This is a genomic window from Microbacterium sp. Soil_N32 (assembly GCF_057655505.1).
In genome coordinates this window covers 61,146-74,051 of the sequence record NZ_JBDGME010000016.1, presented here as the reverse complement: position 1 = coordinate 74,051, position 12,906 = coordinate 61,146, and the positions used below count along the sequence as shown (strand labels likewise).

Here is a 12,906-nt window from a genome sequence, read left to right as displayed (position 1 = left end):
TGTCCAGCAACTGCGCGTCACATCGACACGCTCTGTCCGCAATGCCGAACGCAAGGAGCAATATGTCCAGCAAGGATGCCGAACAGGCGAAGCATTCTGGACGAAGTGCCACCCCTTTGGACGAGACCGCATACAGAATTCTCGACGTTCTGCGTGATAACGGTCGCATCTCGATCGCCGCCCTCGCCGACCGGGTCGGCATCTCGCGGGCCAGCGCTTATTCGCGCGTCGAATCATTGGTGAGCGACGGCGTCATCACGGGCTTCGGCGCACGCGTCGACCACGCCAAGGCGGGCCTCTCGATCGGCGCTCTCGTCTTCGTCACCGTGCTGCCGCAGGCCTGGGCATCCTTCCGCGACCGGATCGTCGACATGCCCGACGTGGAGTGGTGTGCGATCACGACCGGCGAGCACGACGCGATGCTGCTGATCCGCGCGACCGACGTCAGCGGTGTGCACGAGTTCTCGACCGGGGTGATCGCGCAGCTGCCCGAGGTGCGAACGGTCGTGAGCGTCGTCGTGCTCGACGAGGTGGTGCGGCGGCCCTTCCTGCTGCCGACCGACATCCCCGAGCGCGAGACCGAGGTGCCGCTCGGCATGACCCGCTGGACCCCGGCCTCTCCCGGCCGCGACGCTCTTCCGCCCCGCTGACCCGCTCGGCGCGAGGGGTCAGCGGGAGTGCGGGTCAGGACGCGGGGAGTTCTTCGCAGACGCTGAGCTGCGGCAGGCCGAACATCTCGTAGTGCTCGACGAGGCGGATGCGCCCGTCGTCGGTCAGCTCGAGCTCGCTCTCGCCGTCGCCGGTCACGACCGAGCCGTCCTTGACGAGCACGTGCACGAAGGAGACCCAGATGGTGTCGCCGGTGCGCGTGCCGACGAACTTCCCGAAGGTCACGGTGTCGCCGGTGTACCCGCCCCAGATCGCGCCGTCGCGCTCGAAGTACTCGAAGATGCTCGGGGCGTCGTCGTCGACGACGGAGGTCGTCGACGAGATCATCCGGAAGCGGCGGCCATCGAGGGAGGGGATTGTCGCAGTCGCAGTCACACCTCCGATTATGGCGGGCGCTTCGGGGGCTCCCGGTACCGTGGTCGCATGGAGTGGATCGCGAACCCGAGCGTCGGCGACTGGATCGGGCAGCGGCTCGATCCCAGCTACGCGACGATGCACGGCGTCGTCCCCCGCGGATTCTCGGCGTACGCGCGCATCTTCCACCGTCCGACCGTCCGTGCGCTGCCCGATCGTCCGGTGCCGTCGACGGACGAATGGGAGCGGATGCCCGAGCACGAGCAGCACCGCCTGCTCGACGCCTTCGTCGACGCGGAGTCGACCTGGGCCGAGGCGGCCGCAGATTTCGGCACCACCCTGCACCCGCTCGCCCAGTGGCACCGGATCGTGCGCACGCCCCAGGGCGAGGACTGGCGCTCGCGCATCTCGCCGAGCAGGCGGGAGTTCACCGCGCCGCTCGAGGGCGAGCTCGACCGCGCCCAGCTCGCCCGGGTCGCCGCGGTTCTCGACGCCCACACGACCACGCCCGACTCCGGCGTCGCCGCGATCTGGGAGGGCTACGGCGGCCTGCTGGGCTTCTTCGGCCACAGCCCCTCGCGCGAATTCTTCCCCGTCGACGACGACCCGCAGCACCGCGCGATGCTCGACCGCAGCACCCACGATCCGTTCAACAACGTCTTCCGGAAGCCGACCTGGCAGGAGGGCATGCTGTCGCGCGAGATCTCCGAGGGCCCGCGCCTGCAGCTGCCCGGTCGCGGGTACGTGCTGTTCTCCGCGGCGCCGCGCGCATTCGCCGACCCCGACTGGATCCTCGACGCCGCCTGGCGCGACCGCGTGGCCGAGGAGCACGGGTTCGCGCCCTCGGCACAGGCGCCGAACATCCTCTGGCCCGACGATCGCGCCTGGATCATGGCGAGCGAGATCGACTTCGACTCGACCATCGTCGGCGGGTCGGCCGCGCTCATCACGGCCCTGTGCGCGACCGAGGGGGTCGAGGCGCTGGCCGTCCCCGAAGGCGCCGACCTCACCTGGGATGCCGACGAGGTGAACCGATGAGCTCTTCGCACCCGACCTCGTCGTTCGATGCGACGCCGTTGACCGCACCCGTCGATCCGGTCGCCGTCGCCGCCTTCGCAGCCGAGCTCAAGGCGGGGCGCACCTCGTCGTCGGCGTCGGCCGGAACGGTCGTCGGGGCGATCATCGCGGCGTTCGCGATCGTCTTCGCCTGCCTCATCGGCGTCTTCCTCGTGGGCGGACTCGTGCGCAGCATCTCACCGACGGGCGGCGGCGCGGGCGTGGCCCTCCTCGTCGGCGTCCTCGTGCTGGTCGTCGGCGGCGGGATCGCGATCGGGCTGTTCGTGCGGCGGGCGAACCGCATCCGCCGCTACCGTCTCGGCATGTTCGCCCGGGCGAACGGCATGGAGTACGTCGACCGCATCGCGAGCCCGGGGCTGCCTGGCATGATCTTCGGCCTCGGCTCGGGTCGTGTGGCGACCGACCTCGTGCGCGGCACCCGGCCGCGGTTCGTCGAGTTCGGCAACTACCAGTACACCGTCAAGCAGGGGAAGAGCTCGACCACCTACCGCTGGGGCTACGTCGCGGTGAAGCTCGACGTGCCGCTGCCCAACATCGTGCTCGACGCGCTCGGCAACAACGGGTTCGGGTCGAATCTGCCCGCGTCGTTCCAGCGCGCGCAGCGGCTCTCGCTCGAGGGCGACTTCGACCAGCACTTCACGCTGTACTGCCCCGAGGGCTACGAGCAGGATGCGCTGTACCTGTTCACGCCCGACATCATGGCGCGCTTCATCGATCACGCCGCCGAACTCGACGTCGAGATCGTCGACGACTGGATGTTCCTCTACACGAAGCGCGAGGCCTCGACGCTCGACCCGGCCACGTGGGCCTGGCTCTTCGGCGTCGTCGGTGCGCTCATCGCGAAACTCGACCAGTGGGCGCGCTGGAGGGACGAGCGCCTGAGCCTGTCGCCGACCGCGCACGCCGCCGCACCCGGGTCGCCCGCACCCGGCGCGCTGCCGTTCGCCACGCCGGTCGGGCTGCTCCGGCCCCCGGCCGGGGTGGCGCCGCAGGGTCGTCGGCTGAAGAAGCGCACGACCTGGATCCCGCTGGTCGTCATGGTGGGGGCGATCGTGGCGTGGACCGTCATCCGGTCGCTCTGAGCGCCGGGACGCACGGCCCCGCAGCACCGGGGCGCGATCCCGGGTGAGGGTGGGCGCCGACTGGGGACCGACGGCCCACCCCATCCCCCCTCGGGATCAGAAGGAAATCCACTCTCCCTCCGCAGACGGCCGAGCCGTCGCGCCGTCGCCGGCTGGGGACCGGCGATATCGGCTGTGGGGAAATGCTAAGTCGCTGAGGGTTGCAGTCGGTTGCACGATCGTTCAGGCTTCCGGTCCCCGCCCGACCGCACGCGATTCTCAGAGGCCGAAGTGCGCGAGTTCGGCGGGGTCGAGCATGCGCGACCGGATGAGGAAGCGCATCCCCGTCGGCCCCTCCACGCTGAACCCCGCCCCGCGCCCCGGCACGACGTCGATCGTCAGGTGCGTGTACTTCCAGTACTCGAACTGCGACGCCGACATGTACACCTCGACGGGGTCGTCGAGACCCACGTCGAGGGCGCCGAGCAGCACGTCGCCCGGGCCGGTGAGGAACATCCCCACCGGGTAGCACATCGGCGACGAGCCGTCGCAGCATCCGCCCGACTGGTGGAACATGAGCGGCCCGTGCTGCGCGCTGAGGTCGCGCAGCAGCGAGGCTGCGGCATCCGTCACATCCACCCGGCGGTGCGTCTCGGTCGATGTCATCTCAGCGCCTTCCTCGTTGGTCGGATGCGGTCGAGACCCCGGGCGGACGACATGCGCCCGCCCGGGGGTCGAGCTCAGAAGAAGCCCATCGGCCCCTCGGCGTACGAGACGAGGAGGTTCTTCGTCTGCTGGTAATGGTCGAGCATCATCTTGTGGTTCTCGCGGCCCACGCCCGACTGCTTGTACCCGCCGAACGCGGCGTGCGCCGGGTACTGGTGGTACGTGTTGGTCCACACGCGCCCGGCCTCGATCGCGCGGCCCGCGCGGTAGGCGGTGTCGCCGCTGCGGCTCCACACCCCGGCTCCGAGGCCGTAGAGGGTGTCATTGGCGATCGAGATCGCGTCGGCGTAGTCGTCGAACGAGGTGACCGAGAGCACCGGGCCGAAGATCTCCTCCTGGAAGATGCGCATGTCGTTCGTGCCCTCGAACACGGTCGGGGCGACGTAGAACCCCTCGCTCAGGTCGCCGCCGAGGTCGACCCGCTCACCGCCCGTGAGCAGTCGCGCCCCGCCCTGCTTCCCGATGTCGATGTAGCTGAGGATCTTCTCGAGCTGGTCGTTGGATGCCTGGGCGCCGATCATCGTCGCAGGATCCAGCGGGTTGCCCTGCACGACTTTGCCGACCCTCTCCAGGCCATCGGCGAGGAAGCCGTCGTAGATCGACCGCTGGATGAGCGCGCGCGACGGGCAGGTGCACACCTCTCCCTGGTTGAGCGCGAACATCGTGAAGCCTTCGAGCGCCTTGTCGTAGAACGGGTCGCTGGTCGACCGCGCGACGTCTTCGAAGAACACGTTCGGGCTCTTGCCCCCGAGCTCGAGCGTCACCGGGATGAGGTTCTGCGACGCGTACTGCATGATGAGGCGGCCGGTGGTCGTCTCGCCCGTGAAGGCGACCTTGCGGATGCGCTTGTGCTGGGCGAGCGGGGCGCCCGCCTCGATGCCGAAGCCGTTCACGATGTTGACCACTCCGGCCGGCAGCAGGTCGCCGATGATGTCGAACAGGAACAGGATCGACGCAGGGGTCTGCTCGGCGGGCTTGATGACGACGCAGTTGCCTGCGGCGAGCGCCGGGGCCAGCTTCCACACCGCCATGAGGATGGGGAAGTTCCACGGAATGATCTGCCCGACCACGCCGAGGGGCTCGTGGAAGTGGTACGCGACGGTGTTCTCGTCGAGCTGGCTGATGCCGCCCTCCTGCGCACGGAGCACACCGGCGAAGTAGCGGAAGTGGTCGACCGCCAGGGGGATGTCGGCGGCGAGGGTCTCGCGCACGGGCTTGCCGTTCTCCCACGTCTCGGCGACGGCGATGCGCTCGAGGTGCTGCTCCATGCGGTCGGCGATGCGGTTCAGCACCACGGAGCGTTCGGCCGGGCTCGTCTTACCCCAGCCGGCGAACGCCTTCCAGGCGACGTCGACCGCGCGGTCGATGTCTTCGCTCGTGCCGCGGGCGACCTCGGTGAACGGCTTGCCGTTGACCGGGCTCACGTTCTCGAAGTACTGGCCCTTGGCGGGTTCGACGAATTCGCCGCCGATGTAGTGGCCGTAGCGCGGGCGGTAGTCGGCGATCGAGCCGCGCTGCCCCGGGGCGGCATAGGCGGCGGATGCCGGAGCGGTGGACACGTCTTCTTCGACGATGGTCATGGTGACTCCCTCGGACTGCGGCCGCGCCTCGGTGCGCGGCTGTTCCGACGACGGTAGGCCGCGGGAGGTTGCAGCCCGGTGCGCAACGTTGCGTCGGGTTGCGGTGCCGCCGACTCAGGACCGGTCGAGGCGTTCGATGCGCGAGACGAGTCCCGTGCGCTTCGGCGAGCGCGCGGGCAACATCTCCAGGGCGAGGCGCAGCACCTCGGCATCCGCCTGCCCCTCGGGGATCTCGGCGTACGCGAGCAGCACGTCGAGGCTGGCCTCCGAGAGCATCGCCTCGCGCAGCGCACCCCGCACCGTCTCGCGGAACTCCTCGACCCCGGGCGACGTCGATTCGGGCAACACGGGGCCGCGGTAGGCGGTGAGCGCCACGCGGTGGGCGCCGCGGTCGAGCAGCGACAGCACGTCGTGGGCGTCGGTGTCGAGCACGGCGGGCAGGCGGTACGGTCTCGACTCGGGCACCAGCCCGGGCATCCGACCCTCGAGCGCCTTGCGCAGGCGCACCATCTCGGGGCGGAGCGTGTCGGGCGAGACGCCGGGTCCGTACACGAGCTCAGTGAGCCGTTCGGCCGAGAGACCCTGCCGATGCACGGCCAGCATGAGCAGGATCGCCGCGTGCCGGGCGCTGAGCTCGACGACCGATTCCTCGTGCTCGGATGCCGTCTCGAGCCGTGCCCTGTCTCGGCCCAGCACGTGCAGCGTGGCGCGGGTCGCCGGCCGTATACGCGTCGGGGCCGAGGGCACGCGAGGGGTGTGCTCGGCGCGGGCGCGCAGGCGGGTGACGAGCGTCTCGGACTCGACCGCCCGCACGGTCGCGTCGACGAGCAGACGGGCCTGGGGTGTGACGACGTCGGGTCCGCCGGTGACGTCGATCACGCCGAGCACCCGCCGCGTCTCCGGGTCGCGCACGGGTGCCGCGGTGCACGACCACGGATGCACGAGGCGGTTGTAGTGCTCCGCGCCGCGGATCTGAACGGGTTCGCCGAGTTCGAGCGCCGTACCGGGGGCGGAGGTGCCTACGGCATTCTCGGCCCAGTTCGCTCCGGCGACGAACCCCATGCCGTCGGTGAGGTTCCGCACCTGGCGGTCGCCCTCGATCCACAGCAGCCGCCCGGCCTGATCGCCGATCGCGACGAGCACACCGGAGTCCTCGGGGCTGCCCGGCAGCAGCAGGCCGCGGATCGTGTCCATGGCCGCGGCGAGCGGGTGGGCCGCGCGGTAGGCGAGCAGCTCGTCGTGCGCGAGGGCGAGGTCGGGCGGCGTCTCGGGTCCGACGCGTCCACGCCACGATCGCTCCCAGGATGCGCGCACCAGGGGGCGCACCTGCTGCAGCCGCCGATCGTCGAGGTTGCCGGCGATGAGCTCTTCGTGCGCGCGCTCGATGATGAGGCGCGAGGCCTCGGGAAAGGCCTTTCGGGAGATCTGCCACTGCGCCGTCACAGGACTTCCGTTCCTCGGAGGGGAGCCTCGTCCCAGTGTAGGAGCGCGGATCACGCGGCGGTACCCGTCTTGTCGGCACGCGGCTTATGTTGCGCCTTGCGGACTACTGCGCACTGCGTGGTAGTGTGCATCGCAGTGAAGGAGGGTGCATGGACACCACGCAACTGCTCAAGGGCGTTCTCGACGTCGCCGTGCTCGCCGTGCTGCGCACGGAAGACGGGTACGGCTACGACATCGTCCGCCGGCTGCGCGATGCCGGGCTCGGCGACGTCGGCGACGCCTCGGTCTACGGCACCCTGCGGCGCCTCTACGCCGCCGGCAGCCTCTCGAGCTACGTCGTCCCCTCCGACGGCGGGCCGCACCGCAAGTACTACGCCATCACCCCCCAGGGGCGCACCGCACTGCAGGCGCAGTCCCTCACCTGGCGGGGCTTCGCCGGCGCCATGTCGACCCTGCTCACCGACGCCACCGCCGGAGCATCCTCGAACGGAGAGAACTCATGAACGACACCCGCGTCTCGCTCGACGAGCAGATCCGCTCGTTCGCCGCCGCCGTGCGCACGCACCTCGACGACCTGCCCGAAGACGAGCTCGACGAGATCATGACCGGCCTCGGCGCAGACCTCGCCGAACAGGCCGCCGACAACGACGGCGTGCTCGACCTCGGCGACCCCGGCGCCTACGCCGAAGAGCTGCGATCGGCGGCCGGGCTCCCCCCGCGCGGCGCCCCCGACCACGAGCTGCCCGTCGCCGAGCGCTTCACCGCCTGGCGCCGACGCACGGCCGAGAGCATGCGACGCAGTGCCTTCGGGGCCTGGCTGCTCGACCTCGCCGTCACCCTGCGGCCGGTGTGGTGGGTGCTGCGGGGCTACGGGTTCTTCGTCGTGCTGCGGTTCTTCATCGCCCCGGGCGCGAACTCGGCGCACTGGATGGTGCCCGACTCGGCCGTGGAGTGGCTCGTCATCCTCGTGCTCGCCCTGGTCAGCGTGCAGTGGGGCCGCGGACTCTGGCTGCCGCGCAACCCCCTGCGGCACATCCGCACCGTCTTCAGCGTCGTGGCGGCGCTCGCGCTCCTCATGGCGATCCCGTCGGTGCTGTCGCCGCGCGTGGAGTACGTCTACGACCAGTACCCGAACGACTCCGGCCTGCTGCTCGACGGCGTGCAGGTGGGCAACATCTTCGCGTACGACGCCGACGGCGAGCCCCTCGACCAGGTGCAGCTGTACACCGACCGGGGCACACCGCTGAACCTCTACGGCGAGAACGGGTGGTACAGCGCCACCGCCGGCGACGCTGCGGCCTCGTACGGACTCAAGCCCGACGGCACGATCGTCACGATTCCCGGCGAGGACTTCCGCGGTCGTCCGCTGTGGAACGTGTACCCGCTCGACGAGGCGGAGGTCGACGAGATGACTCTCGAGCCGCGCCGATCGACGACCGAGCGACCGCTCCCCCCGTTCCTCCGCGCCCCCGGTCTCGGCGAGGCCACCCCGGCGCCGGATGCGCCGACACCGGACGCGACCCCCGAGGCGCCCGCCCCCGTCGAGACCCCGGCGCCGTGATGAACGGCAACGAGCGGATCGTCTCGATCGACCTCACCCACCTGGTGCGGGCCGCCCTCGCCGGTACGGCGGCGACCGACGCGGGCACGGCGGCGGCATCGGCGCCCGAGGCGCCCGATCACGCGGGGGTCGCCCCGGCCGCGGGGTGATTCCTCAGCCGCGCGCGGCCCACCAGTCGCGCAGGCGCTGCTCGGCGACCTCGGGACCGAGCACGCCCTCGTCGAGGCGCAGGTCGAGCAGGAACCGGTAGGCCTCGCCGACCTCGCGGCCGGGGCGGATGCCGAGCACCTCCTGGATGCGGTTGCCGTCGAGCTCCGGACGCATCGCGTCGAGCTCCTCCTGCTCGGCGAGGGCGGCGATGCGCGCCTCGATGTCGTCGTAAGCGGAGGCGAGTCGCGAGGCCTTGCGCTTGTTGCGGGTGGTGACGTCGGCGCGGGTGAGGATGTGCAGGCGCTCCAGCAGGTCGCCCGCGTCGCGCACGTACCGGCGCACCGCGGCGTCGGTCCAGGCCCCCTCCGCGTAGCCGAAGAACCGCAGGTGCAGCTCGATCAGCGTGACGACGGCATCCGTCGTGGCCGTGTCGAAGCGCAGCGCCTGCAGACGCTTGCGGGCCATGCGCCCGCCGACGACGTCGTGGTGATGGAACGTGACCGCTCCCCCGGCTTCGAGCTTGCGCGTGCGGGGCTTGCCGATGTCGTGCAGCAGTGCGGCGATGCGCAGCGGCACATCGGGGGCGGCACCCGGATGGCGGGCGTGCTCGAGCGCGATCGCCTGACGCAGCACCGTGAGCGAGTGCTCGTACACGTCCTTGTGGTGGTGGTGCTCGTCGACCTCGAGCTTGAGGGCGCTGACCTCGGGCAGGAACTCGTCGATCAGGCCGGTCTCGACGAGGGCGCGGATGCCGCGCACCGGGTCGTCGGTCTGCAGCAGGCGCACGAGCTCCGACTGGATGCGCTCGGGGCTGACGATGCTCAGCGTTCCGCGCAGGCGGGTGACGGCGTCGAGGGTGCCCGGGTCGATGTCGAAGCCGAGCTGCGCGCTGAATCGGGCCGCGCGCAGCATACGCAGCGGGTCGTCGCCGAACGAGACATCGGGGTCGGTGGGGGTGCGCAGCACGCCGGCGACCAGATCTTCGACACCGCCGGTCGGGTCGACGAGCGTGACCGACGGCACCTTCAGCGCCATCGCGTTGACCGTGAAGTCGCGCCGCACGAGGTCGGCGTCGATGGTGTCGCCGAACTCGACGGTCGGCTTGCGGGTGACGCCGTCGTAACTGTCGGCGCGGTAAGTCGTGATCTCGACCTGCTCCTTCTGCACGCGCGCCCCGATGGTGCCGAAGGCGCGCCCGATGTCCCACTGGGCGGTCGAGATCGGCCGAACGATGCGCAGGATGTCGTCGGGCAGCGCGTTGGTCGTGAAGTCGAGGTCGTGGGTCTCGCGCCCGAGCAGCGCGTCGCGCACGGGACCGCCCACGACGGCGAGATCGAAGCCCGCGGCGGCGAAGGCATCCGCGAGGGTGCGGACCACCGGATTCTCGGCGAGCGCGCCGAGACGGGCGAGGCCGTCGGCCATGTTGAGCATGGTTTCCAGCGTACCCGGCGGCTGTCGCCACCCCCCGTTCTCCCCGGGCTCGCCTCACCTGGCGAAAACGGAAGGCGTCCACGTCGCTCTCGGCGAGTCATGCCGCGACACGCCGAGTCGAAAGCGTCCTGTCTGGGTTTTCGCGCCGGCGGCGGGGCGGATGCTCAGAACAGGGGGTTCTCGCCCCGGGCCTGCGCCACGGCGCGGCGGCGCGCCTGCATGTGCCGTAGGAGCAGCATCGACAGCGCACTGCCGCCGATGACGGCGACGCCGAGCAGCAGCAGCACACCGAGTTCGGGGTCGACGACCTCGAGACCGTAGATCAGCCCGACGCCGACGAGCAGCACGATGCCCTCGATCAGCGCGAAGAGCACGAACATGCGCGTCTGCCGCGCGGCGTACTCCTTCTCGACCGCGCGCACCCGACCGTCGACCGAAGATTCCCCGGGGTAGCTCATGCCTCCACGCTATCGACCGCGCGCCCGGATGCCCAGGGGTCGAGTGCGTCCTCGGCACGCGGGTATTCCACCGAGGAGACCGCCGCCATAGGATCGGCGGATGGCAGCGGATGCGGCACCCACACCCCGCGAATCGTCGCGCCGCGGGTTCCTGAAGCTCGGCGGCGCGGCCCTCGCGGGCGCGGCCATCGGAGGCGTCGCGGGGGCGGCGATCGGAGCATCCGTCACCGCGAACGGTCGCGACGGCTTCGCGAGCGGCCCCGACCCCTTCGCCGGCCTCACCCCGCGCAGCGAACCCGGCTTCGACCACATCGTCGTGGTGATGGGCGAGAACCGCTCGTTCGACAACCTGCTCGGCTACCTGTACTCGTCGTCGAACCTGCCGGACGGCGAGCACTTCGAGGGCCTCGCCTTCGGCTCGCACAGTAATACGGCATCCGACGGCACCGTCGTGGACGCCCACGTGTACACGGGCGACACCGATCGCATCATGAGCCTCCCCGACCCCGATCCGGGCGAGGAGTACCCGCACGTCAACACGCAGATCTTCGGCACCGTCGACCCGAAGGGCAATGCCGACCTCTTCGTCGACGAGATGAGCGCGCCCTTCAACGCCCCGACGCACGGCGAGAAGGCGACGATGTCGGGGTTCCTCGACGACTACATCATCAACTTCCGCCGACTGCGCGGAGGCACCGAGCCGAAGCCGGAGGAGGCCGCGCACATCATGGGCTCGTTCTCGCCCGAGATGCTGCCGGTGCTCTCGACGCTCGCGAACGAGTTCGCGGTCTTCGACCACTGGTTCGCGGGCGTGCCGTCGCAGACGTTCTGCAACCGCTCGTTCTTCCACGCGTCGACGTCGCACGGGTTCGTCACGAATCAGGGCGGCGGCGGATACCGCAAGTGGCTGGATGCTCCGGCCGCCCCCACCGTCTTCAACCGCCTCGAAGACGAGAACGTCAGCTGGAAGATCTACATCGACGAGCTGCAGCTCGTGTCGTTCACCGGCATGCTGCACGCCGCGGTGCTCGAGAAGTACTGGCGCACCGAGCATTTCGGCACGATGAAGGACTTCTACGCCGAGGCGGCAGCGGGCACGCTCCCCGCCTACGCCTTCATCGAGCCGCGCATGGTCTACGACCACAACGACTTCCACCCGCCGTTCGGGTCGCCGCGCGAGAGCGAGGTCGACGGCGAGCCGGTGTACGACAGCGCGATCTCCGACGTGCGGGCCGGCGACCGGCTGATCCACGACGTCTACGAGGCGGTGCGTACGAGCGCCTCGCCGACGGGTTCGAATGCGGTGAATACCCTGCTGCTGATCACCTTCGACGAGCACGGCGGATGCTACGATCACGTGCCCCCGCCGTCGGCGACGAAGCCCACCCCCGACACGGGGGCGGGCGAGATGGGCTTCACCTTCGACCGCCTCGGATGCCGGGTGCCGGCGATCGCGGTGTCTGCGTACACGCGCCGCGGCACGATCCTCCACGACGAGATGCACCACGGCTCGGTCACCGCGACCCTCTCCCGCCTGCACGGCCTGCGGCCGCTGAATGACCGCGACCAATCGGCCAACACCCTTTACTCGGTCGTGAATCTGTCGCAGCCGCGGCACCCCGCCGACTGGCCGGTCACCACTCCGGCCTACACGCCGCCCAACCCCGAGGCCACCGAGCCGAAGCCCGGCCATCCCGCCGAGACGAAGCCCCTCACCCCGCCCGCGCGGGGGCTGCTCGGGCTTCTCATCGCGAAGTACGGCAGGCCCGACGAGCCCGAGCCGCAGACCTTCGCCGACGCCTACCGTCTGCTGCACGAGCACGGCGAGGAGCTGTTCGGCCCGGCCACCGCGTCGTGAGCTTCTAGGCTGAGGGGATGATCACCGCCGACCCCGCCACACTCGCCTCGTTCTGGCGGGAGGTGCGAGCGCAGCATCCGGAGCTTCCCGAGGCCGTGCCCGGTGCGTGGGCCTTCGGTGCGACGCCGGCGCACGCCGATGGGCTGCTCGAGCTGGTGCTGGCGGGCATCAAGACCGGCACCGCCTCGTCACTCTGGGACTACGAGGCGACCGGAGACCCCGAGCCGTACGTCGGCGAGTTCAGCATCATCCTCGACGGCACCGGCACGCCCCGGGCGGTGCTCGAGACCACCGATCTGCAGACAGTTCCGTTCGACGAGGTCACCGCCGAGCACGCGCACTCCGAGGGCGAAGACGACCGCACCCTCGCGTCGTGGCGCGAGATCCACGAACGGTACTGGCGCGCCCACTCCGAGAATCCCCGGGGCTTCGCGCCCGACATGCCCGTGATCTGCGAGCGCTTCCGCCTGGTCTTCCCGGCGGCCTGACGACAACTCAGGACACGGCCGCCGCAGAGCCCCGGATCGGCCGGGATCCG

Annotated in this window: 14 protein-coding genes; 8 read left to right on the top strand and 6 right to left on the bottom strand. The window is 70.5% G+C overall.

Going from position 1 to position 12,906, the window contains the following annotated elements; all coding sequences use genetic code 11:
• Positions 1–62: 62 nt before the first annotated feature.
• Positions 63–650 (top strand): Lrp/AsnC family transcriptional regulator, encoded by a 588-nt coding sequence (locus AC3A3J_RS04485; RefSeq protein ID WP_314648235.1) that lies wholly within the window; start codon positions 63–65, stop codon positions 648–650.
• Between the two features lie 34 nt (positions 651–684).
• Here the strand turns inward: AC3A3J_RS04485 and AC3A3J_RS04480 are convergent, their stop codons facing one another.
• Complete coding sequence (locus tag AC3A3J_RS04480; RefSeq protein WP_487671131.1) at positions 685–1,044, bottom strand: avidin-fold protein; 360 nt, start codon at positions 1,042–1,044, stop codon at positions 685–687.
• 48 nt (positions 1,045–1,092) lie between these two features.
• On the opposite strand from AC3A3J_RS04480, the gene AC3A3J_RS04475 reads away from it, so the two are divergent.
• Both AC3A3J_RS04475 and AC3A3J_RS04470 read left to right on the top strand, forming a co-directional pair.
• Positions 1,093–2,061, top strand: a complete 969-nt coding sequence (locus AC3A3J_RS04475) for a hypothetical protein (protein ID WP_487671130.1) — start codon at positions 1,093–1,095, stop codon at positions 2,059–2,061.
• Positions 2,058–3,182 carry a hypothetical protein gene (locus tag AC3A3J_RS04470; protein ID WP_487671129.1) on the top strand — a complete coding sequence of 375 codons (1,125 nt, stop codon included), beginning with the start codon at positions 2,058–2,060 and terminating at the stop codon, positions 3,180–3,182. Before AC3A3J_RS04475 ends, AC3A3J_RS04470 begins: the two co-directional genes overlap by 4 nt.
• Positions 3,183–3,440: 258 nt before the next feature.
• On the opposite strand, the gene AC3A3J_RS04465 is transcribed toward AC3A3J_RS04470, so the two are convergent.
• From AC3A3J_RS04465 to AC3A3J_RS04455, 3 genes are all read right to left on the bottom strand, one after another.
• A complete protein-coding gene (locus tag AC3A3J_RS04465; RefSeq protein ID WP_487671128.1) occupies positions 3,441–3,827 on the bottom strand; it encodes a DUF779 domain-containing protein in 387 nt (128 codons plus the stop codon).
• 74 nt (positions 3,828–3,901) lie between these two features.
• Positions 3,902–5,467, bottom strand: coding sequence for an acetaldehyde dehydrogenase ExaC (exaC, locus tag AC3A3J_RS04460; protein WP_487671127.1), 1,566 nt, complete (start codon positions 5,465–5,467; stop codon positions 3,902–3,904).
• Between the two features lie 114 nt (positions 5,468–5,581).
• Positions 5,582–6,910: an AfsR/SARP family transcriptional regulator gene (locus AC3A3J_RS04455; RefSeq protein ID WP_487671126.1), complete on the bottom strand. Its 1,329-nt coding sequence runs from the start codon at positions 6,908–6,910 to the stop codon at positions 5,582–5,584.
• A gap of 149 nt (positions 6,911–7,059) precedes the next feature.
• Between AC3A3J_RS04455 and AC3A3J_RS04450 the strand changes: the two genes are divergently transcribed.
• The 3 genes from AC3A3J_RS04450 to AC3A3J_RS04440 are packed head-to-tail and all read left to right on the top strand — an operon-like array spanning position 7,060 to position 8,620.
• Complete coding sequence (locus tag AC3A3J_RS04450) at positions 7,060–7,413, top strand: PadR family transcriptional regulator (RefSeq protein WP_487671125.1); 354 nt, start codon at positions 7,060–7,062, stop codon at positions 7,411–7,413.
• Entirely contained in the window at positions 7,410–8,471 is a 1,062-nt protein-coding gene (locus AC3A3J_RS04445) for a DUF1700 domain-containing protein (RefSeq protein WP_487671124.1), read from the top strand. Before AC3A3J_RS04450 ends, AC3A3J_RS04445 begins: the two co-directional genes overlap by 4 nt.
• On the top strand, positions 8,468–8,620 hold the full coding sequence (locus AC3A3J_RS04440) for a hypothetical protein (protein WP_487671123.1): 153 nt from the start codon (positions 8,468–8,470) through the stop codon (positions 8,618–8,620). Before AC3A3J_RS04445 ends, AC3A3J_RS04440 begins: the two co-directional genes overlap by 4 nt.
• A gap of 4 nt (positions 8,621–8,624) precedes the next feature.
• Here the strand turns inward: AC3A3J_RS04440 and AC3A3J_RS04435 are convergent, their stop codons facing one another.
• Entirely contained in the window at positions 8,625–10,052 is a 1,428-nt protein-coding gene (locus tag AC3A3J_RS04435) for a CCA tRNA nucleotidyltransferase (protein ID WP_487671122.1), read from the bottom strand.
• A gap of 164 nt (positions 10,053–10,216) precedes the next feature.
• Entirely contained in the window at positions 10,217–10,510 is a 294-nt protein-coding gene (locus tag AC3A3J_RS04430) for a hypothetical protein (RefSeq protein ID WP_487671121.1), read from the bottom strand.
• A 100-nt stretch (positions 10,511–10,610) separates the two neighbouring features.
• Between AC3A3J_RS04430 and AC3A3J_RS04425 the strand changes: the two genes are divergently transcribed.
• On the top strand, positions 10,611–12,368 hold the full coding sequence (locus AC3A3J_RS04425; protein WP_487671120.1) for an alkaline phosphatase family protein: 1,758 nt from the start codon (positions 10,611–10,613) through the stop codon (positions 12,366–12,368).
• A gap of 17 nt (positions 12,369–12,385) precedes the next feature.
• Positions 12,386–12,856: an ASCH domain-containing protein gene (locus AC3A3J_RS04420; RefSeq protein ID WP_487671119.1), complete on the top strand. Its 471-nt coding sequence runs from the start codon at positions 12,386–12,388 to the stop codon at positions 12,854–12,856.
• Positions 12,857–12,906: the final 50 nt, after the last annotated feature.